Source organism: Pantoea sp. LS15 (assembly GCF_012241585.1).
Taxonomy (GTDB): Bacteria; Pseudomonadota; Gammaproteobacteria; order Enterobacterales; family Enterobacteriaceae; genus Enterobacter.
Window position 1 is genome coordinate 103458 of sequence record NZ_JAAVXA010000015.1, and the last position, 20644, is coordinate 124101.

The 20644-nt window shown below is 55.4% G+C and carries 15 protein-coding genes and 4 tRNA genes; 13 read left to right on the forward strand and 6 right to left on the reverse strand.

The features are described from left to right. The first annotated feature begins 11 nt into the window (after window positions 1-11). From HED65_RS19025 to HED65_RS19050, 6 genes are all read left to right on the forward strand, one after another. The gene (locus HED65_RS19025; protein ID WP_114979736.1) at window positions 12-1754 is read left to right on the forward strand and encodes an IucA/IucC family protein; all 1743 of its coding nucleotides are present in this window, start codon (window positions 12-14) and stop codon (window positions 1752-1754) included. Continuing rightward, window positions 1754-2701, forward strand: coding sequence for a GNAT family N-acetyltransferase (locus HED65_RS19030; protein WP_114979737.1), 948 nt, complete (start codon window positions 1754-1756; stop codon window positions 2699-2701). The genes HED65_RS19025 and HED65_RS19030 overlap by 1 nt, the downstream gene beginning before the upstream one ends. Further along, window positions 2698-4440, forward strand: a complete 1743-nt coding sequence (gene iucC, locus HED65_RS19035) for an IucA/IucC family protein (protein ID WP_114979738.1) — start codon at window positions 2698-2700, stop codon at window positions 4438-4440. The genes HED65_RS19030 and iucC overlap by 4 nt, the downstream gene beginning before the upstream one ends. Continuing rightward, a complete protein-coding gene (locus HED65_RS19040; RefSeq protein ID WP_114979739.1) occupies window positions 4437-5762 on the forward strand; it encodes a lysine N(6)-hydroxylase/L-ornithine N(5)-oxygenase family protein in 1326 nt (441 codons plus the stop codon). The genes iucC and HED65_RS19040 overlap by 4 nt, the downstream gene beginning before the upstream one ends. A gap of 26 nt (window positions 5763-5788) precedes the next feature. After that, the gene (locus HED65_RS19045) at window positions 5789-7978 is read left to right on the forward strand and encodes a TonB-dependent siderophore receptor (protein ID WP_114979740.1); all 2190 of its coding nucleotides are present in this window, start codon (window positions 5789-5791) and stop codon (window positions 7976-7978) included. Between the two features lie 164 nt (window positions 7979-8142). After that, window positions 8143-8218 (forward strand) — tRNA-Asn (locus HED65_RS19050). Between the two features lie 45 nt (window positions 8219-8263). Here HED65_RS19050 and HED65_RS19055 read toward each other — a convergent pair. Continuing rightward, on the reverse strand, window positions 8264-9175 hold the full coding sequence (locus HED65_RS19055) for a LysR substrate-binding domain-containing protein (protein WP_114979741.1): 912 nt from the start codon (window positions 9173-9175) through the stop codon (window positions 8264-8266). Between the two features lie 170 nt (window positions 9176-9345). On the opposite strand from HED65_RS19055, the gene HED65_RS19060 reads away from it, so the two are divergent. Further along, window positions 9346-9954 (forward strand): glutathione S-transferase family protein, encoded by a 609-nt coding sequence (locus tag HED65_RS19060; RefSeq protein ID WP_114979742.1) that lies wholly within the window; start codon window positions 9346-9348, stop codon window positions 9952-9954. Between the two features lie 44 nt (window positions 9955-9998). Here HED65_RS19060 and cbl read toward each other — a convergent pair whose 3' ends face one another. Next, window positions 9999-10949 (reverse strand): HTH-type transcriptional regulator Cbl, encoded by a 951-nt coding sequence (cbl, locus tag HED65_RS19065; RefSeq protein WP_114979743.1) that lies wholly within the window; start codon window positions 10947-10949, stop codon window positions 9999-10001. 96 nt (window positions 10950-11045) lie between these two features. Further along, the gene (nac, locus tag HED65_RS19070; RefSeq protein ID WP_008499475.1) at window positions 11046-11963 is read right to left on the reverse strand and encodes a nitrogen assimilation transcriptional regulator NAC; all 918 of its coding nucleotides are present in this window, start codon (window positions 11961-11963) and stop codon (window positions 11046-11048) included. Window positions 11964-12282: 319 nt separating this feature from the next. Here nac and HED65_RS19075 point away from each other — a divergent pair. After that, window positions 12283-12358, forward strand: a tRNA-Asn gene (locus tag HED65_RS19075). A 76-nt stretch (window positions 12359-12434) separates the two neighbouring features. On the opposite strand, the gene ldtA is transcribed toward HED65_RS19075, so the two are convergent. Continuing rightward, window positions 12435-13334: a L,D-transpeptidase gene (ldtA, locus tag HED65_RS19080; RefSeq protein WP_114979744.1), complete on the reverse strand. Its 900-nt coding sequence runs from the start codon at window positions 13332-13334 to the stop codon at window positions 12435-12437. A gap of 191 nt (window positions 13335-13525) precedes the next feature. Between ldtA and shiA the strand changes: the two genes are divergently transcribed. The 3 genes from shiA to HED65_RS19095 all read left to right on the forward strand — a co-directional run bounded on the left by shiA (window position 13526) and on the right by HED65_RS19095 (window position 18161). Further along, window positions 13526-14842 (forward strand): shikimate transporter, encoded by a 1317-nt coding sequence (shiA, locus tag HED65_RS19085; RefSeq protein WP_114979745.1) that lies wholly within the window; start codon window positions 13526-13528, stop codon window positions 14840-14842. Between the two features lie 73 nt (window positions 14843-14915). Further along, window positions 14916-16370: an AMP nucleosidase gene (locus HED65_RS19090; RefSeq protein WP_114979746.1), complete on the forward strand. Its 1455-nt coding sequence runs from the start codon at window positions 14916-14918 to the stop codon at window positions 16368-16370. An 18-nt stretch (window positions 16371-16388) separates the two neighbouring features. Next, the gene (locus HED65_RS19095; protein ID WP_114979747.1) at window positions 16389-18161 is read left to right on the forward strand and encodes an aminopeptidase P family protein; all 1773 of its coding nucleotides are present in this window, start codon (window positions 16389-16391) and stop codon (window positions 18159-18161) included. A gap of 94 nt (window positions 18162-18255) precedes the next feature. Here the strand turns inward: HED65_RS19095 and HED65_RS19100 are convergent. Continuing rightward, window positions 18256-18331, reverse strand: a tRNA-Asn gene (locus tag HED65_RS19100). A 103-nt stretch (window positions 18332-18434) separates the two neighbouring features. Continuing rightward, window positions 18435-19889, reverse strand: a complete 1455-nt coding sequence (gene emmdR, locus HED65_RS19105) for a multidrug efflux MATE transporter EmmdR (protein WP_147279807.1) — start codon at window positions 19887-19889, stop codon at window positions 18435-18437. 161 nt (window positions 19890-20050) lie between these two features. On the opposite strand from emmdR, the gene HED65_RS19110 reads away from it, so the two are divergent. Further along, window positions 20051-20126 (forward strand) — tRNA-Asn (locus tag HED65_RS19110). A gap of 55 nt (window positions 20127-20181) precedes the next feature. Next, window positions 20182-20517 (forward strand): gamma-glutamylcyclotransferase family protein, encoded by a 336-nt coding sequence (locus HED65_RS19115; protein ID WP_114979749.1) that lies wholly within the window; start codon window positions 20182-20184, stop codon window positions 20515-20517. The last annotated feature ends 127 nt before the right edge of the window (window positions 20518-20644 follow it).

A 20644-nucleotide genomic window follows, 5' to 3' on the forward strand; every position in this document is an offset into this window, starting at 1 on the left:
GAGGTTCATCTATGCGTACTCTGCCCCGCTCCGCCGGTACAGACGTTGCGGCCCAGTGTTTTTTAAACGCCCTGTTGCGTGAAACGAAGGACTGGCACTATCACTCCGCAACCGCTGCGGATGAGTTATCGCACATTCATATTCCGCTTTCTCCGGCCCAGGCGCTTCGGGTTCCGGTACGGTATTTCTCCCCGACCCAGCATCATCAGTACTGTTTCCCGGCAATGCTTATCCAGAGTGACAATGACAGTAGTGACGCCGTCACATTTCATCAACTGGTTGATTTAATTCTTGAAAAACCGTCAGTAAAAGGTTCGCTGGATGCCGATACGCTGGCGCGTTTTAAACAACGTGCCCTTGAAAGTCATGCGCACACCTGGCAGGCGATTGATTTGCGCCACAACTGGGCAACCCTGCGCGATAAACCGTTAACCTTTGCCGAAGCAGAACAGGCGCTGCTGGTTGGCCATGCATTCCACCCTGCGCCAAAGTCGCACGAGCCGTTTAACGAAACCGAGGCGCGCCGCTATTTGCCCGATTTCGCTTCTCGCTTCCCGCTGCGCTGGTTTGCAGTTGAGAGCACACTTATTGCTGGTGACAGCCTGAATGTTTCCCTGCGCGAACGTTTACTGCGCTTCGCAGCCCAGAGCGCCCCTGAACTTCTCGGTCACTTCACCGACACCCGCTGGCTGCTGCCGATGCATCCGTGGCAGGCGGAGTACCTGCTCGGTCAGGAATGGTGCCAGCGACTGGTGACCAACGGTTCGCTGCAGGACCTGGGTGAAGCGGGCGCGCAGTGGCTGCCAACCAGCTCTTCACGCTCGCTGTACAGCGAAACCAACAGCGACATGATTAAGTTTTCCCTCAGCGTGCGCCTGACCAACTCCGTGCGCACGCTGTCGGTGAAAGAAGTTAAGCGTGGTATGCGTCTGGCTCGTCTGGCTAAAACCGAACGCTGGCAAGATCTACAGGTGCGTTACCCGACCATGCGCGTGATGCAGGAAGATGGCTGGGCGGGACTGCGCGACGAAAGCGGCGTGATTCAGGAAGAGAGCCTGATGGCCCTGCGCGTCAATCTGCTGTTTGATACTCCGGATACGCAAACCAATGTGCTGGTGAGCCTGACGCAGGCCGCCCCGGACGGCGGTGATAGCCTGCTGGCTGCGGCTGTACGCCGTCTGAGTGAGCGTCTGGATTTACCGCTCGCCCGGGCCGCACGCTGCTGGCTGGACGCCTATTGCGACCGCGTTCTCCTTCCGCTGTTCAGCGCCGAAGCCGATTACGGTCTGGTCCTGCTGGCGCATCAGCAAAACATTCTCGTGGAGATGCAGCAGGACTTCCCGGTCGGGCTTATTTACCGCGACTGCCAGGGCAGCGCCTGGACCGAAGGAGCCGACGCATGGCTGAAAGAGGCGGGCGAAACTGACGTGGAAAACCGCTTCGGTGAGAGCCAGTTACTGCGCTACTTCCCTTACTACCTGCTGCTGAACTCTACCCTTGCCGTCACCGCAGCTCTCGCCGCCGCCGGTTTCGACAGCGAAGAAAACCTGATGTCTCGCGTGCGTGATGCGCTGGCCAGCCTGCGCACGACGGCGAAGCAGACCCGCTGTCTTGACTACGTGCTCGACAGCCCAACCTGGAACTGCAAAGGCAACTTTTTCTGCTATCTGCACGATCGCAACGAAAACACGATTGCCGACCCGGCAGTGATCTATTTCGATTTTAGCAACCCGTTTTACAAGGAGAAGGTGTGATGGCTAACGCGAACATCGTTCATTCCGGTTACGGTTTTCGTTGCACCATAACGGACATGTCCATGCCGCTGACGCTGGGTCTCGACGGCAGCGCGGTGCTGGAGCGCTTGCGCGATATCCCGGACGGCTGGCTGGTTGAAGCACTCGATCAGCTGTTTGTTGCCGCGCCCGCGCTGACTGGCATTACCCTGCCCTGGGCGACCTGGCAGGATGAACCTCAGGCGCAGGCGCTTTTTAGCCTGGCCCACGGGGACTATCTGTCACGCGAAACCTTCTGGCAGTTGCCGCTGTGGCTGAAAGGCGAACGCCCCCTGGCCAGCGGTGGTATGCAGTTTGATGAGAGCCGTCAGCTGTATTTCCCGCTGCGCCCTCATCACCCGCAGGGCGAGGTATACCGCCGTTATGACCCACAAATCAAGCGCACCCTCAGCTTCCGCGTGGCCGATGTGGCGCTGGACGGCGAGCGTTTCACCCGCTGGATGAATAATCCGCGCGTCAACGCTTTCTGGGAGATGGCCGGCCCGCAGTCCGAGCAGGAAAACTACCTGCGTCGTCAGCTCGACTCGACATATTGCTACCCGGTTATCGGTTGTTTCGACGACCAGCCGTTCGGCTATTTTGAACTCTACTGGGCACCAGAAGACCGTATTGGCCGCCACTACCGCTGGCAGCCATTTGACCGTGGGCTGCATATGCTGGTCGGAGAAGAGAACTGGCGTGGCGCGCAATACATCCGTAGCTGGCTGCGCGGTGTTAGCCACTATCTGTATCTTGATGAACCGCGCACCACGCGCATTGTCGCGGAGCCGCGCTTCGACAACCAGCGTCTGTTCCGCCATCTGGCGTCTGCTGGTTTTGATACCGTGAAAGAGTTCGATTTCCCGCACAAGCGCTCGCGCCTCATCATGAACCAGCGTCACCACTTCTTCAGCGAGGTGGAACTGTGAACGTGCTCTGGCAGAAAGTGAACCGCGAGATGGTGGCGAAGATCCTCGCCGAGCTGGAATACGAACGCACCCTGCGCGCTGAGTCGGTTTCGTCGGACGGCTGGCGCATCACCATGGGCAGCGAGTCCTGGCAGTTTCGCGCCACGCGCGGGATCTGGGGTTGGCTGCATATCGACCCGGACAGCCTGACCACCGCCAGCGGCGAAGCCGTCGAAGCAGAAAGCGCGCTGCTGCAGCTGGCGACGGTGCTGGAGATGAGCGACGCGCAAACGGCGGAGCATCTGGAAGATCTCTATGCCACGCTGAGAGGCGATATCCAGCTTTTACAGGCGCGTGAAACGCTGGATGCCGACGCGCTTATTCATCTCGATCCTGACGAACTCCAGTGTCTGATGAGCGGCCATCCTAAGTTTATTTTTAACAAAGGACGCCGTGGCTGGGGCCTGGATGCGCTGCGCCAGTACGCCCCGGAATACCGCGGGCGTTTTCGCCTGCACTGGGTTGCAGTTCAACGTGAGCATCTGGTCTGGAGCAGCGATGTCGATTGCGATATCAACACCCTGCTGGCCAGCACCATGGACAATGCCGAGCGCACGCGGTTTGACGCTCGCTGGCAGACGCTGGATCTCGACGATAGCTGGCTACCCGTGCCGCTGCACCCGTGGCAGTGGCAACAAAAAATTGCCATTCATTTCCTGGCGCAGCTCGCGCGTGGTGAGATGGTGGAACTGGGGGAATTTGGCGATGAGTATCTGGCCCAACAATCCCTGCGCACGCTGACCAACGCTAGCCGTCGTGCGCCGTATGACATCAAGCTGCCACTGACCATCTACAACACCTCCTGCTATCGCGGCATTCCGGGCAAGTACATTGCCGCCGGGCCGCTGGCTTCGCGTTGGCTGCAGCAGCAGTTCGCCACCGATGCCACGTTTATCCGCTCAGGCGCGCAGGTGCTTGGCGAACCCGCTGCCGGGTATCTGTCGCATACTGGTTACGCCGCGTTACCGAAAGCACCCTATCGTTACCAGGAGATGCTGGGGGTGATCTGGCGCGAAAACCCGTCATGTTATCTGCAGGACGGTGAACAGGCGGTGCTGATGGCGGCGATGATGGAAACCGATAACGCCGGGCGTCCGTTGATCGACGCGTGGATCAACCATTCCGGTTTAACGGCTGAAGCATGGCTGGAAAAACTGTTTGAAGCGACGGTGATCCCTTTCTACCACCTGCTCTGCCGCTATGGCGTGGCGCTTATCGCCCACGGCCAGAACGTGACGCTGGTGATGAAAGACTCTATTCCGCAGCGCATCCTGCTGAAAGATTTCCAGGGCGACATGCGTCTGGTAGATGAAGACTTCCCGCAGGCACAAAGCCTGCCGGAGCAGGTGAAGGCCGTCACGGCACGCCTGAGCGCGGATTACATCATCCATGACCTGCAAACCGGCAACTTTGTCACGGTGCTGCGTTTTATCTCGCGTCTCACCCAGCAAAGCGGCGTCAGTGAAACGCGTTTCTATCAGATCCTGGCCGGAGTGCTGCGCCAGTATATGGCGGCTCACCCGGATCTTGCAGAGCGATTCGCGAAGTTCGACCTGTTCAAACCGCAAATTATTCGCGTGATCCTCAACCCGGTCAAACTGACCTTCTCCGAACACGACGGTGGCAGCCGCATGCTGCCGAACTATATCACCGACCTTGATAACCCTCTTTTTCTGGCCTCCCGGGAGTCAGCACAATGAAAACCTATGATTTCATCGGCATTGGTATTGGCCCGTTTAACCTCAGCATCGCCGCCCTGGCGGAAGGGCTGGACGGTTTTAGTTCACTGTTTCTTGAGCGCAAGCCGCATTTTTCCTGGCACCCTGGCATGATGGTGCCGGACTGCCATATGCAAACCAGCTTCCTCAAGGATCTGGTCAGTGCCGTCGAGCCTACCAACCGACATAGTTTTCTCAACTACCTGGTACAGCGTAAAAAATTCTACCGCTTTCTGACCACCGAGCAGCGTACCGTTTCTCGCGAGGAATTTGCCGATTACCTGTGCTGGGCGGCGGAAAACCTCACCAACCTGTCATTCAGCCAGCAGGTACAGCAGGTGAGTTTTGATGAGAAAAACGACCTGTTTGAGGTGGTAACTCAACGTGACCGCTTCCTGGCACGCCATGTCTGCGTGGGGATTGGCAAACAGATCAATCTGCCTGACTGCGTCACAACTCAGGACGATACCTGCTTCCACGCCAGCGAGATGATGCTGCGCACGCCGGATCTCGCGGGCAAGCGCGTCACTGTTGTCGGTGGCGGTCAAAGCGGTGCCGACTTGTTTTTGAATATTTTCCGTGGCGAGTGGGGCCAGCCGCTGAGCCTGAACTGGGTATCGCGGCGCAATAACTACAACGCGCTGGATGAGGCTGCTTTTGCCAACGAGTACTTCACGCCGGAGTACGTGGACAGCTTCTCCACGCTTGGTGAAGAGGCGCGTCGCCAGATGCTGCACGAGCAGAAGATGACCTCCGACGGTATCACCACCGAGTCCCTGCTGGCGATTTATCGCGCCATGTACCACCGCTTCGAAGTGCTGCGTGAAAAACCCTGGGCGCACCTTTTGCCGTCCCGCTCGGTGACTGCGCTTACGAGGCTGCAAAACGGACAGCGCCTGGCAATACAGCATCATCTCGACGGTGGCCACGAACAGCTGGAGACCGATGTGGTGATCTTCGCCACCGGTTACCGCAGCGTGCAGCCAGCGTTCCTCGCCCCGCTGTCTCACCGCCTCCATCTGGATACGGACGAAGCCTTCTGCATTAACAACGATTTCACCCTCGAATGGGACGGCCCACAGAGCAACCGCCTGTTTGCCGTGAATGCCGGGATGCACCGTCTCGGCATTGCTGAACCCCAGCTCAGCCTGATGGCCTGGCGTGCCGCACGAATTTTGAATCGCGCGCATGCTGACGAGCCGTTTGAGTTGGCTACCTCCCCTGGCGTGATCCACTGGCGTACCACTACCAGCCCGGAAAACAGCCAGGTTTTTAAATCTTTAGCGAATACCACCGAGTACTGACACACACAATCAGGATCAACATAACAATGAAACGTTCTCATCTTTGGGTTTTAAATCCTTGTTTGCTTGCAATGCTTTCTACCTCTGCGTGGGCGGAAGAACAAAAGGAAGAAAATATCGTTGTCTCCGCCAGCCGCGCGCATCGCAGCGTGGCGGAGATGGCGCAGACCACCTGGGTTATCGAACGGGCCGAAATTGAGCAGCAGGTTCAGGGTGGAAAAGAGATTAAAGACGTGCTGGCGCAGCTGATCCCGGGTATGGACGTCAGCAGCCAGGGTCGCACCAACTACGGCATGAACCTGCGTGGCCGTTCGATGATGGTTATGGTCGACGGTGTGCGCCTGAACTCATCCCGTAGTGACAGCCGACAACTGGACTCCATCGATCCGTTTAACATCGACCGTATTGAAGTGATCTCCGGTGCCACATCGCTCTATGGCGGTGGCAGTACCGGCGGTCTGGTGAACATCGTCACCAAAAAAGGCCAGCCAGATACCGAAGTTGAGTTCCAGACTGGAACAAAAAGTGGCTTTAACAGCCATAACGACCACGATGAGAACGTGTCGGCAGCCGTCAGTGGCGGCAATGATAAAGCCTCCGGTCGTCTGTCCGTTTCTTATCAGCGTTACGGCGGCTGGTATGACGGCAACGGCGACGAGGTGATTATTGATAACACCCAGACCGGCTTACAGTATTCAGACCGTATTGATGTGATGGGCACAGGCACCATCAATATTGACGACCACCAGCAATTGCAGCTGACGACGCAGTATTACAAGAGTGAGTCCGACGGTAAGCATGGGCTGTATCTCGGGAAGAACTTCTCGGCGGTAACAGGAGATGCCACAGCGTATAACAAAAACAATCTGGATTCTGACCGTATTCCTGGTACCGAACGTCATCTGATCAACCTGCAGTACTCTAATACCGACTTCTGGGGACAGGATCTGGTCGCGCAGATTTACTATCGTGACGAGAGTCTGACCTACTACCCATTCCCGACCCTGAGCAAAGGTGTGGTGACCAGTATTGGCGCATCTCAGCAGAAAACCGATTTTTACGGCGGTAAGCTGACGCTGAACAGCAAGCCAGTGGATGATTTAACCCTGACCTGGGGTGTGGATGCCGACCATGAAACCTTCGACGCCAACCAGCAGTTCTTCGACCTGAGTAAAGCGGCGGCGAGCGGCGGTATGAAACTGGACAATGCTTACAACGTGGGACGTTATCCGGGTTACAGCATTACCAACCTTGCCCCGTTCCTGCAGGCGAGCTATGACATTGACGCCATCACCCTGAGCGGCGGTGTGCGTTACCAGTACACCGAAAACAAGGTGGATGACTTTGTTGGCTACGCGCAGCAGCAGGCTATCGCCACCGGGAAAGCCACTTCGGCAGACGCGGTGCCGGGCGGGAAGACCGATTACAACAACTTCCTGTTTAACGCCGGGATCCTCGGTCGCCTGACCGAACAGCAGCAACTGTGGTTTAACTTCTCGCAAGGCTTTGAAATTCCTGACCTGGCGAAGTACTACGGTTCCGGTACCTATCAGCTCGTCGACGGACACTATCGTCTGTTGAACAGTGTGAACGTTAACGACTCGACGCTGGATGGCATTAAGGTCAACGCTTACGAACTGGGCTGGCGCTACACCGGCGATAACCTGCGCACGCAGGTTGCGGCGTATTACTCGCTCTCGGATAAAACCATCACCATCAACAAAACCGATATGACCATCAACCTGGAAGACGACAAACGTCGTATCTACGGGGTGGAAGGTCAGGTGGATTATTTCTTCACCGACAGTGACTGGAGCACCGGCGCGAACTTCAACGCCATTAAGTCTGAAACCCGTGAAAACGGTAAATGGGAGAAGCTGACAGTTGACAGCGCCAGCCCGTCAAAAGCCAGCGCATGGGTCAACTGGGCGCCGGGCGACTGGACCTTGCGTGTACAGAGCACGCAGACCTTTGACGTTTCAGATGCCGACGGTAAGAAGATCGATGGCTACAACACGGTCGACTTCCTGGGCAGCTACGCCCTGCCGGTGGGTAAAGTCAGCTTCAGCGTAGAAAACGTACTGGACGAAGACTACACCACCGCCTGGGGCCAGCGCGCACCGGGGCTGTATAGCCCAACCTACGGTGCACCGGGGCTCTATACCTATAAAGGCCGTGGTCGTACGTTTGGTCTGAACTACTCCGTACTGTTCTAATCTTGTGCGCCGCCTGCGGGCGGCGCATTTTGCTGTGTAATTTCGAAGCAAATTTACTATAAAATCAGCGATTTGCTGAAATTGTCGGCAAACGAACAAAAAGGTTGTTTTCCCCCTTTGACAAGGCGTACTGAGGTCGCTACTATGCGCCTCGTTCAAACGATTCCTCTGTAGTTCAGTCGGTAGAACGGCGGACTGTTAATCCGTATGTCACTGGTTCGAGTCCAGTCAGAGGAGCCAAATTTAAGAAGCCTGCTCAGGAAACTAAGCAGGCTTTTTGCTTTTCTACTTACCGTTACTTTCCGCGACCCCGGACAACTGCCGCCAGGCCGCCACTTCCTCATCCAGCCACTCGACAAAGAGAGCCACCTCCGGTTTCGCCTCCGTTAACTGCGATGTCACCAGCCAGTAAGGCCAGGGATACGGCGCGGTGAAAGGGGTAAGCTGGACCAGTTCGCCCCGGGTGATGGCATCCTGAACCAGAGAACGGCGCTCCAGCGCGATACCTTTACCGAGCCGAACGGTTTCGATAATTAAATTGGAGTCGTTAATACATAAACCGCCAGGCACGATCTCTTGCTCAAGCCCTGCATTTACGCACCACGCTTTCCACGACTCCATAGAAAAAATAATCTGACTTTTTGCAATCTCAACTGGCGTAGCGGGCAGCACACCGCCGTTATAACCGGGTGCGGCCACCACAATCAGTTCATCGGAAAAAAGATAACGGCTTTCACTCCCTTCCCAGTTTCCCCTACCCATTCGTATCGCGATATCTATCCCTTCCTGCTGCAGACTGGTTACCGTCAGGCTGGCCTGGATCCGAAGAGTGATAAGGGGATATTTCGCCCGAAAGCGTTCCAGACGCGGCAATAACCAATGGCATCCAAAAGATGGCACCATCGACAGCGTCAGCTCCCGTTTTGTCGGCTTCACCTGCACGAGCCGGGTGGCATCCGCAATATGGTTCAAAGCCTCGCGTACCTGTAAGGCATATAGTCGCCCTTCTTCATTAATCTGCACCCCTCGCCCGTGCCGGATAAAGAGCTTTACACCCACCATGTCCTCCAGCACTTTGATCTGCTGGCTGATGGCAGAGTGGGTAACGTGAAGCTCTTTCGCCGCCAGCGTCACGCTGCCAAGACGCGCGACAGCTTCAAAGCTTCGCAAACTGGCAATGGGTGGAAAATCCGACATGAAAGCACTCCCTTATCTGCACTGGATTTATCACGGTAATTTGCCCACATGTCAGTAAAACTAACCTTTGCGGTAAGATACTGAAGATATTCGCCATGCGGATTGTATTGTAATGTCTGTTCATCCTTTTCAATGACATGTTATTCCACAGAGACAGGAAAACGGGAATTATGATTAAGCTTGTTGGTATGATGGATTCGCCTTATGTACGGCGCGTGGCGATCTCCCTTGAGCTTTATGGCGTTGAGTTTGAAAGTCAGCCGCTGTCAGTCTTCAGCACCTTCGAAGCATTCTCCCGCATCAACCCCGCAGTAAAAGCGCCGACGCTGATTCTGGATAGCGGAATACGTCTGATGGACTCGTCGCTGATACTGAATTATTTTGAGGCGCAAGCCGCTCCCGAACGGAGGCTTCTGCCTGCAGTACCGGATGCGCTCGCAAACGATCTCCAGACGCTGGGCTTTATCCTCGCCGCCTGTGAGAAAGCCGTGCAAAATGTGTATGAACATAACCTGCGACCGGCGGACAAGCAGTACAGCTCATGGGGTGAACGTATTACAATCCAGCTGCTGGCAGCCTGCAAAGAATGGAATGCCTTGCTGGAGGCGCGTCCTGCCACCGCAGTTCCCGATCAAGTTGCCGTCACCAGTACCGTGGTCTGGACGTTTATTCAGTCGATGATCCCCCAGGTCGTTAACGCAGCGGATTTTAGAGAGATTCAGGCGATTGCTGAATCATTCGAATCACAGGCAGTCTTTAAAAAATATCCTTTCAACTAAATGACGGGCCCGGTAAGCACAGTACCTACCGGGCAAACCAGAGCCTAGATCTGATAATCAATCGCCACTTCTTCCGGCTCCATCACCTGGCGTTTAATCTCATCAACGGACAGACCGGCGTTGCAGAGTTCGATAAAGCGCCACACATAGTTGCGCTGTAGCTGTCCACGCTTCAGGCCGAGCCATACGGTATTGGCGTCAAACAGATGACGTGTATCAAGCCGCACCAGGTTCCCGTCTTCACGTTCTCCACTGGACTGTTCCGCCACCAGACCGATACCCAGACCCAGTTCGACGTAGGTTTTGATCACATCAGAATCCTGCGCGCTCAGCACCACGTCCGACGTTAACCCTTTGCGGTTGAAGGCTTCATCAATGCGCGAGCGCCCGGTAATGCCCTGGCGGTAAGTAATCAGTGGCCATTTAGCGATCGCTTCCAGCGTCAGGGGGGATACCTGATTCAAAGGATGATCAACGGGAAGTAATAAACTGTGGTACCAGCGGAACCAGGGGAACGCCACCAGCAGCGGGTCGTTGCTCAGGCGCTCGCTGGCAATACCGATATCCGCCCCGCCGTTTTGCAGCAGCACTTCAATTTCCTGCGGCGTGCCCTGGATAAGCTCCAGACGGACATCAGGGAAAAGTTCGCGGAAGGCTTTAATCACCGGCGGCAGGCTGTAGCGAGCCTGCGTGTGGGTGGTGGCGATGGTAAGCACGCCGGAGGCATCATTGGTAAAGAGATCCGCCAGTCGACGAACGTTGCTGGCCTCGTTGAGGATCCGCTCCGCGATGGTGAGCAATGCCTTACCAGGCTCCGTCATGCCAAGCAGTCGCTTACCACGACGGATAAAAATCTCTATGCCCAGCTCCTCTTCCAGCTCGCGGATATGGCGGCTGACACCGGACTGAGAGGTATAAAGCATATTGGCGACTTCGGTCAGGTTAAAGTCCCGCCTGGCCGCCTCACGGATAATTTTAAGTTGCTGGAAATTCACGATTCACTCCGGCGCATCTGACATTGCTCTATTGTTAGAGTCAGCTGAGCTGCAGAACAAATAATAAAAACCAGCATCTTATGCTTTTATGGAATATTAACTCACGAGCTGCAGTTCTCGGTTCTCAAGCGAAGGCTTGCTGACCAGAGACATCAAAATCTCTTTTACCGCCTGCGCTTGTGGCGACAGCGAACCACGCGCGGACATGTTCAGCGACAGAGGTAAGCTCATAGACGGCGTTGTGATGCGCGCCATCCAGCCATTTGCCGCACTGCACAGCGAGCGTGCAGCGGATTCCGGCAGAACCGTCACTCCCATTCCGCTAGCGATAGCTGCGGTCAGCGTGGAGATAGAGTCGATTTCGCCAATGATTTTTGCCGTCAGACGGCGTAGGGAGAATGCCTCATCCACGCGGACGCGCACGGCACTGTAGTCACGCGGCAGATAGAGATTCATCTCAGCCACGGCGGTCAGGTCTACGCTCTGACCTGGGCAGTCGCGGGTGCCCACGAGGTAAAGATCTTCTTTCAGCAGCGGCTGGCTGGTGATCCCGGCGACCGGAGATCTATCGTAAAGCACCGCCATATCCAGCTGGCCGTTGAGCAGTTTGTCATTCAGTACTGAACCGCTGTTTTCGTGCAGGTATACCAGCACTTCCGGCAGCTCGGCGCGAACGGCCTGCAGCAGCGGCATGGTAATAGACGATGCGGCCGTTCCCGGTGCTAAACCGATGGAAACATGTCCGCTCAGAGTCTGACCGACATTATTCACCGCCAGCTGCGCCTGTTCACACTGGCGGAGGATGGTGCGTGCATGGGTATAAAGGATCTTACCTGCTTCCGTTGGCGTAACGCCGCGTTTGGTGCGAATCAACAGCTGTTGATCCATCTCGCCTTCCAGAGTAGCCACCTGCTGGCTCAGCGCAGGCTGCGCGATATGCAGCACTTCCGCCGCTTGAGTCAGGCTGCCGATATCGACGATTTTTACGAAGTATTTCAGTCGTCTTAAGTTCATTTTGCCCCCTGTTCGAAATGCTGTGCCGTAACCGGCTGTCGTTGTTGAACAGGTTTTGCAATATGAATGCCAGTTTTTCGAAGAGGTCTGATTTGTTGCTAAGCGGCTGAAAATAAGGAAACCTAATCATGGAGGGGGCATTTATTACTGAAACAGCAGTTTATGATCTGCCCCATTAGAGGTATAACCGCACCATTACGGTGCATTCCGCTGTCAAAAACATCACTTTGCCGATTTTGTCGGCAAACGATCAAAAGGTGTTGTTCCACCCTTTGACAAGCACGGCTGACGTCGATACTATGCGCCCCGTTCACACGATTCCTCTGTAGTTCAGTCGGTAGAACGGCGGACTGTTAATCCGTATGTCACTGGTTCGAGTCCAGTCAGAGGAGCCAAATTTGAAAAGCCTGCTTTTAAAGCAGGCTTTTTGCTTTTCTGCGTCTGGTCAAATTGCCGGGGGCGAAAAGGGCTTCACATCCCTAGCTTAACCGGCATCCCCGAGCGCCGTTCCAGTTCGGCTCCCGCACCCTCGTTAATCAACTGCGTCCGCTGCGCGGCTGAAATTGGCAGGGGCACTTTTCGGGTCGATTCAAATTCCGCACGGTTACGTGATAATGGTTCATGCACTTCCACCCAGCGGCTACCGTCTGGCTCCGTGGTGACTTTAACGGGCCGATCGATAAGCTGTACTCGGGTCCCTACAGGGACATGATCGAAAAGATATTTGATGTCGTTATTACGCAGACGAATACAGCCCTGGCTCACCCGCAGCCCGATACCGAAATTCGAATTTGTGCCGTGAATGGCATACAGCCTGCCGATATAGATCGCATACAGACCCATTGGGTTATCCGGGCCGGCTGGGACAAAGGCTGGCAGTGTTTTACCCTCTGCCGCATAAGCACGGCGCGTATTCGGCGTAGGCGACCATGTCGGCCCCACCTGCTTACGCTCAACGGCCGTCACCCAGTTACGCGGTGTTTCACGCCCGGCCTGACCGATGCCGATGGGCAGCACTTCAACGGTGTTGCCACCCGGCGGATAGTAATAGAGACGCATTTCTGCCACATTCACCACAATTCCTTCCCGGACGGTATCAGGCAAAATCAGTTGCTGAGGGATCGTTAATGTCGTACCTGATTTGGGGAGAAAAGGATCCACGCCAGGGTTGGCCTCCAGCATATTACTCAGCCCCAGTCCGTACTGCGCGGCGAACGCCTCAAGCGGTAACGTATTATGGTCCGGTACAGTGATAACCTGCGTGCTGCCCACCAGCCTGCTTCCTGTTGGCGGTAGAGGATAACTCACCGCCAGAACACTCTGGCTGATGAGCAATGCAGCAAAACCGCCCAATATATTTCTACGACGCATATTCCCTTCCTCAGTCGTTCCGCTATTTGCTAAGCATAGCGTAGCCGCACTGCATTACCCATCACGAAATAAAATCAGTTTCCTCGCGCTGCCTGTAGCGGTAGTCTCATAGGTTCCGTTTATATGACGGCTGCTATGTGAGTGACCTTTTCTTATACCAATAATTAAAAATCAGTACAGACAGGACAACTATGGACTCCACCCTCATCTCCGATCGCCCCAACGAGAAGACCCCTTCGCTGAACCGCGCCCGCCGTGCCGCTTTGGGTAGCTTCGCTGGCGCCGTCGTCGACTGGTATGATTTTCTGCTTTACGGCATCACCGCCGCACTGGTGTTTAACTGCGAATTCTTCCCGCAGATCAGCCCCGCAATGGGTACACTCGCGGCGTTCGCCACCTTCGGTGTCGGTTTTCTGTTTCGACCGTTAGGCGGTGTGATTTTCGGCCATTTTGGTGACCGTCTCGGGCGCAAGCGCATGTTGATGCTCACCGTCTGGATGATGGGGCTCGCCACCGCTCTGATTGGCATTCTCCCCTCGTTTTCCACTATTGGCTGGTGGGCACCGGTACTGCTGGTGACGCTACGCGCCATTCAGGGATTTGCCGTTGGTGGTGAATGGGGTGGCGCGGCGCTGCTATCCGTTGAGAGTGCGCCGAAAAATAAGAAAGCGTTTTACAGCAGTGGTGTACAGGTCGGGTATGGCGTGGGTCTGCTGCTTTCTACCGGGCTGGTATCCTTAATCAGCCAGCTCACCACCGACGAACAGTTCCTGAGCTGGGGCTGGCGCATTCCGTTTATCTTCAGCATCGTGCTGGTAATTGCCGCCCTGTGGATCCGTAATGGGATGGAAGAGTCCGCTGAATTCGAACAGCAACAGCGGGAAAAACCTGCCGTCAAAAAGCGGTTGCCGGTGATGGAAGCCCTGGTTCAGCATCCTGGCGCTTTTCTGAAAATCATCGCCCTGCGCCTGTGCGAATTGCTGACGATGTATATCGTCACCGCATTTGCACTGAACTACTCGACGCAGAACCTCGGACTGCCGCGTGAATTGTTCCTGAATATCGGTCTGTTGGTCGGTGGGATCAGTTGCCTGACGATCCCCTGCTTCGCCTGGCTGGCAGACCGGTTTGGTCGCCGCCGCGTTTATATCACCGGGGCGCTGATTGGCACCCTCAGCGCCTGGCCATTCTTTATGGCGCTGGAAGCTCAGTCGATCTTCTGGATTGTCTTCTTTGCCATCATGCTCGCGAACATCGCTCACGATATGGTGGTCTGTGTCCAGCAGCCGATGTTTACCGAACTGTTCGGCGCCAGCTACCGCTACAGTGGTGCAGGCGTGGGGTATCAGGTGGCAAGCGTGGTCGGCGGCGGGTTTACGCCGTTTATCGCCGCCGCTCTGGTGACCTTCTCCGGCGGAAACTGGCACAGTGTGGCGATTTATCTGCTGGCCGGTTGCCTGCTGTCAGCCGCCACAGCGCTGTTTATGAAAGAGACGAGCCACCGCTGATCTCACTTTTGTTTCACAGGCGTGTGACATACTATCGGGTAGAGTCGCACACCTGTGGAACAAGGAGACAGAGATGAATAATAAGGGCTCCAGCCTGACCCCGGCTCAGGCGCTGGAAAAACTCGACGCACTGTATGAACAGTCCGTCAATGCGCTGCGCAGCGCCATCAGCGAATACATCGAAACAGGGAAACTTCCCGATGAAAAGGCCAGAACCGAGGGCCTTTTTGTTTATCCATCGCTCTCTGTGACCTGGGACGGTAGCGCCAGTAACACCCCGAAAACCCGCGCCTACGCCCGTTTTACCCACTCCGGCTGCTATAGCACCACCGTCACCCGCCCTGCACTGTTCCGCCCCTATCTTGAAGAGCAACTCACGCTGCTTTATCAGGATTACGGCGCGCATATCGCCGTTGAGCCATCGCAACATGAAATCCCGTATCCTTATGTCATTGACGGTTCAGCATTAACCCTTGACCGCTCCATGAGTGCAGGCCTGACACGCCATTTTCCGACGACAGAGCTTTCCCAGATTGGCGATGAGACGGCTGACGGCATCTTTCACCCGGCGGAGTACTCTCCTCTGTCGCACTTTGATGCTCGCCGAGTCGATTTCTCCCTGGCGCGCCTGCGCCACTACACGGGTACACCCGCTGAACATTTCCAGCCATTTGTGCTGTTTACCAACTACACCCGCTATGTCGACGAGTTTGTACGCTGGGGCTGCAGCCAGATCCTCGACCCGGAGAGTCCTTACATCGCGCTATCCTGCGCGGGTGGGATCTGGATCACCGCAGAGACCGAAGCACCCGAGCAGGCCATCTCCGACCTGGCGTGGAAAAAACACCAGATGCCCGCCTGGCACCTGATCACTGCCGACGGGCAGGGGATCACGTTGATTAACATCGGCGTTGGCCCGTCTAATGCCAAAACCATCTGCGATCATCTTGCGGTGCTGCGTCCTGACGTCTGGCTGATGATTGGACACTGCGGCGGGCTGCGTGAAAGCCAGCTGATTGGCGATTATGTGCTGGCTCACGCCTATTTGCGTGATGACCATGTACTTGATGCCGTTCTTCCACCTGATATTCCTATCCCGAGCATCGCCGAAGTACAGCGCGCGCTGTATGACGCGACCAAAGAAGTCAGCGGCATGCCGGGTGAAGAGGTTAAACAGCGCCTGCGCACCGGTACGGTCGTCACTACGGATGACCGTAACTGGGAGCTGCGTTACTCCGCCTCCGCGCTGCGCTTCAACCTGAGCCGCGCAGTGGCGATTGATATGGAGAGCGCCACCATTGCCGCGCAGGGGTACCGCTTCCGCGTCCCTTACGGCACCCTGCTGTGTGTTTCTGATAAACCCCTGCATGGAGAAATTAAACTTCCTGGCCAGGCCAACCGTTTCTATGAAGGGGCAATATCCGAACATCTGCAAATTGGTATTCGTGCCATTGATTTGCTGAGGGCCGAAGGTGACAAGCTTCATTCTCGCAAGCTACGTACCTTCAACGAGCCGCCATTCCGCTAATAACAATAAGGAAAAAAAATGTACTCTACATCACCGTTAGCAGCCCTGCGTCAGTGGCTTCAGGATAACAATCTCGACGGGATGATCGTCCCGCGCGCGGATGCCTGGCAGAGCGAATACTGCGCACCTTACGACGAAAAGCTGGCCTGGCTGACAGGCTTTGACGGTTCTGCTGGTCTGGCCCTGGTACTGAAAAACAAAGCGTTGCTGTTCGTTGATGGCCGCTATCAGGTTCAGGCCCGCGTTCAGGTGAATACGGAGGAGGTTGAGATCCATCATCTGCACAACGAGCCGCTGGCAGAATGGTTATCTGCAAACGTTGAGGCGGGTACACGTATCGGCTTTGAAGCGCTGCTGATGACCAATACGGAGTTTGAGCAACTCTCTGCCACACCGTGCAAGCTGGTTCCTCTGAGTGCCTCTCCGTTCGACGTGCTCTGGACCGATCGCCCTGCGGCTCCGGCAGGGCTTATCCGTGAAATGCCGATTGAGATCAGTGGCGAAAGCAGTGCTGACAAGCGTCAGCGTGTCGCCGCTGTGCTGACAGCAAACAATGCCGATTATCTGGCCGTTACCCTGCCGGACAATATCGCCTGGTTGCTAAACGTGCGCGGTTCGGATATTCCATACAGCCCGGTTCCCCTCTCCTTTGCCCTTCTGGGCCGTGACGGGAACGTTGAGTGGTTTGTTGACAACACTAAGCTCAGCGCCCTTCCGGATGCGGTGCGCAATGCTTTCACCCTTGCACCTCAGGACGCCTTTATCGCGCGCTGTCAGCAGAACGCCGAAGGCAAACGGGTAATGATGGATGCCGATTCCGCGCCGGTAGCCCTGCGCTTTGCCATTGAGCCACAGGGTGAAATTGTCTGGCGAACCGATCCCATTACCCTGATGAAGGCCACCAAAAACCCGGTAGAACTGGCAGGTTATCGCGAATGCCATCACCAGGATGGTGCCGCATGGGTGAACTTCCTGGCCTGGCTGAACCGTGAAGTGCCGCAGCGTGAGGCTGCGGGACACCCCCTGACCGAGCTGGAAGTTCAGGCACAACAACTTGCATTCCGCAAGCAGCAGCCTGGTTTTATTGAACAAAGTTTTGCGACCATCTCCGCCTCCTCCAGCAATGCGGCGATGTGCCATTATCATTCAAGCGAAGCCAGCAACAAGCCCATCGGGCATGACCATTTTTACCTGAATGATTCCGGCGGTCAGTATGTTAACGGCACCACCGATGCCACACGCACGCTGGCATGGGGTAAGGTCTCCCCGTTGCAGCGTCTGCACTACACTGCCGTGCTGAGAGGCTTCCTGTCGCTAATTTCCCTGCAGTTTCCATCCGGAACGCAGGGGCATCAACTGGATGCCTTCGCGCGTCGCCCGCTATGGGAAATGGGGCTGGATTACGATCACGGTACGGGGCATGGCGTGGGGCATCAGTTGTTGATCCACGAGAATCCGCATCGCATCGCCAAAAAGGTCAACCCGTGGCCGCTGCTGGCGGGCAATATCATGACCATTGAGCCAGGGTATTATCTGGGCGATAGTCACGGTATTCGTATTGAGAACCAGGTTGAGATTGTTGAAAGCCGCCCAGGATTCTGCAAATTCTCTTCGCTGACGCTGATCCCTATCGACTTAAGCCAGGTTGAGTTGCATCTGTTGAGCGAGCAGGAAAAACAGTGGCTGGATGAGTATCACCAGCAGGTCCGCGAGACCCTCTCACCACTGGTGGAAAGTGATGCACGCCCATGGCTGGTTGAGGCGACGGCGCCGATTCGCGTGAACCGGTAGTATGGTCTTATGCCGGGTGACGCAGCGTTTACCCGGCAATTTTACCTGACGCAGAAAAGCAAAAAGCCTGCTTTAAAAGCAGGCTTTTCAAATTTGGCTCCTCTGACTGGACTCGAACCAGTGACATACGGATTAACAGTCCGCCGTTCTACCGACTGAACTACAGAGGAATCGTGTGAACGGGGCGCATATTATCGAGGCTCCCCAGGGATGTCAAAGGCAGAATGCATATTTCTGATTGTTTGCCGATTTATTCTCCATTTCGCGCATTTATCAGGCATTCTTCCGTGGGTATTTCCACAACCAGCGCCCACTCACCATACGCCAGTAGAACAACGCCCCGCGCACGGCCCAGTCAAGGAACATCCCCAGCCAGACACCAACCACACCCCATCCAAGCATCACCCCTAGTGTATAACCCGCGACAACGCGACAGCCCCACATGCCGAGCATCGACACCCACATGGCAAAGCGGGCATCACGCGCCCCTTTCAGCCCGGCGGGCAGTACCCATGAAGCCGCCCAGATTGGCATAAAGGCAGCGTTGAGCCAGATAAGGATCTTAACAACCTCTTTTACATCCTCTTCGTGGGTATAGAACGAGGCCATTAACCCGGCAAAAGGCGCACTTCCCCAGGCAATCAACGTTAACCCAATGGTCGACAACCAGAATACGTGTCGCAGCTGTCGTTCCGCCTGCCCTATCTGCCCTTTACCGAGCCGTTTACCGGTGATGATGGTCGATGCCGAACCCAGCGCATTACCTGGCAGGTTAATCAAGGAAGCAATGGAGAAGGCGATAAAGTTACCGGCAATCACGTCGGTCCCCATCCCGGCGACAAACATCTGTGTGAGCAGCTTGCCTCCGTTAAACAATACCGATTCAATACTGGCGGGAATACCGATCCCCATCACTTCCCAGATAATGGCGAAATTAAAGGGCCGGAAATAGCTTTTAAGCGTAAGCCGCAGCGAGGGGGTAATCCCCGTCATCAGCACACCAAGGATGGCCGCCGCACCGATATAGCGTGAAATGGTTAACCCCAGCCCGGCACCGACGAATCCCAGCCCATCCCACGAGAACACACCGTAGATCAGTACGCTACTGATGATGATATTCAGGATGTTCATCCCGCCGTTAATCAGTAACGGAATTTTGGTGTTGCCTGCCCCGCGCAGCGCACCGCTGCCAATCAGCGCAATGGCTGCCGCCGGATAGCTTAAGACCGTCATTTCCAGATAGGTCAGCGCCAGGTCCTTAACCTCTGCCGTCGCCTCACCCGCGACAAAGTCGATAATCTCTTTACCAAAATAGTGGATCACTGCCGCAAGGATGATTGAAAAGATGGTCATGATCATCAGCGACTGGCGTGCCGCCTCACGGGCGCGTTTGGGATCAAGCTTACCCAGGCTAAACGCAACCACCACGGTCGTTCCGAGATCTATGGCGGCGAAGAATGACATCACCACCATATTAAAGCTATCCGCCAGCCCGACCCCTGCCATCGCTTCTTTCCCCAGCCAACTCACAAGGAAGGTGCTCAGTACCCCCATTAGCAGAACGCAGGTATTTTCCAGAAAGATAGGTACCGCAAGAGGGGTGATTTCACGCCAGAACAGAACACGATAACTTTTACGTTTTGCGTACCATGGTGTGCGCGTTATCACCTGGCGCAGGGGTGCAGTGACGTTCAAAATGGACCTTAGCGAGAAAAGTTGAAACTCCATTTCAAATGATGGGGGAGAAATGATAATCCTGCAAAGTATTTTCAATTAAAAAATGTTTGGATTTACAACAAACTGACGACAGAATCAGCAATCGATCGATTTTCCCTAAGATCAGGTTTGACAAAACTTTTTTCGCCGCTAAGATAAGCCTCCACAACGATTCCTCTGTAGTTCAGTCGGTAGAACGGCGGACTGTTAATCCGTATGTCACTGGTTCGAGTCCAGTCAGAGGAGCCAAATTTAAAAAGCCTGCTTTTAAAGCAGGCTTTTTGCTTTGCTGGTGAGGGGAAATATGAACGCTCTGTTTGTCTACGGCACGCTGCGCCCGGGCCACTCTAATGCGCATATCCTTGAAAACATTGGCGGCGAATGGCTGGCCGGTTTCGTAACCGGCACGTTCTATGAACGTGGCTGGGGAGCGGCGGCAGATTTTCCGGGGATCGTCCTCCACCCTGATGGCCCCCGCGTAGAAGGTTATCTGTTTATTTCCGATAACCTTGCCGCACACTGGCAAATGCTGGATGAATTTGAAGACGGTTATGATCGGGTTGAGGTCATGGTGACCACACCTGACGAGCAACAGGTTAAGGCCTGGATTTACCAGCTACAACCGCGCTCTGAGTCATAAAATAAATATCCTCCGGCATAGCCGGAGGTTTTTCATATGCGCCTGTAAGGCTTTGTTACCAGCCGCGCCCTACCAGGCGCATCGCAATCTGACATTTGCATCTATGGATTACTTACGGCCCGTAAAC

What these genes read in the sequence shown, in the direction of transcription:
- HED65_RS19040 (WP_114979739.1), top strand. Translation starts at nt 4,437, where the DNA reads ATGAAAACCTATGATTTCATCGGCATTGGTATTGGCCCGTTTAACCTC.
- HED65_RS19055 (WP_114979741.1), bottom strand. Translation starts at nt 9,175, where the DNA reads ATGTCGGATTTTCCACCCATTGCCAGTTTGCGAAGCTTTGAAGCTGTC.
- HED65_RS19095 (WP_114979747.1), top strand. Translation starts at nt 16,389, where the DNA reads ATGTACTCTACATCACCGTTAGCAGCCCTGCGTCAGTGGCTTCAGGAT.
- HED65_RS19045 (WP_114979740.1), top strand. Translation starts at nt 5,789, where the DNA reads ATGAAACGTTCTCATCTTTGGGTTTTAAATCCTTGTTTGCTTGCAATG.
- HED65_RS19025 (WP_114979736.1), top strand. Translation starts at nt 12, where the DNA reads ATGCGTACTCTGCCCCGCTCCGCCGGTACAGACGTTGCGGCCCAGTGT.
- HED65_RS19115 (WP_114979749.1), top strand. Translation starts at nt 20,182, where the DNA reads ATGAACGCTCTGTTTGTCTACGGCACGCTGCGCCCGGGCCACTCTAAT.
- HED65_RS19090 (WP_114979746.1), top strand. Translation starts at nt 14,916, where the DNA reads ATGAATAATAAGGGCTCCAGCCTGACCCCGGCTCAGGCGCTGGAAAAA.
- HED65_RS19060 (WP_114979742.1), top strand. Translation starts at nt 9,346, where the DNA reads ATGATTAAGCTTGTTGGTATGATGGATTCGCCTTATGTACGGCGCGTG.
- emmdR (WP_147279807.1), bottom strand. Translation starts at nt 19,889, where the DNA reads ATGGAGTTTCAACTTTTCTCGCTAAGGTCCATTTTGAACGTCACTGCA.
- shiA (WP_114979745.1), top strand. Translation starts at nt 13,526, where the DNA reads ATGGACTCCACCCTCATCTCCGATCGCCCCAACGAGAAGACCCCTTCG.
- ldtA (WP_114979744.1), bottom strand. Translation starts at nt 13,334, where the DNA reads ATGCGTCGTAGAAATATATTGGGCGGTTTTGCTGCATTGCTCATCAGC.
- HED65_RS19030 (WP_114979737.1), top strand. Translation starts at nt 1,754, where the DNA reads ATGGCTAACGCGAACATCGTTCATTCCGGTTACGGTTTTCGTTGCACC.
- nac (WP_008499475.1), bottom strand. Translation starts at nt 11,963, where the DNA reads ATGAACTTAAGACGACTGAAATACTTCGTAAAAATCGTCGATATCGGC.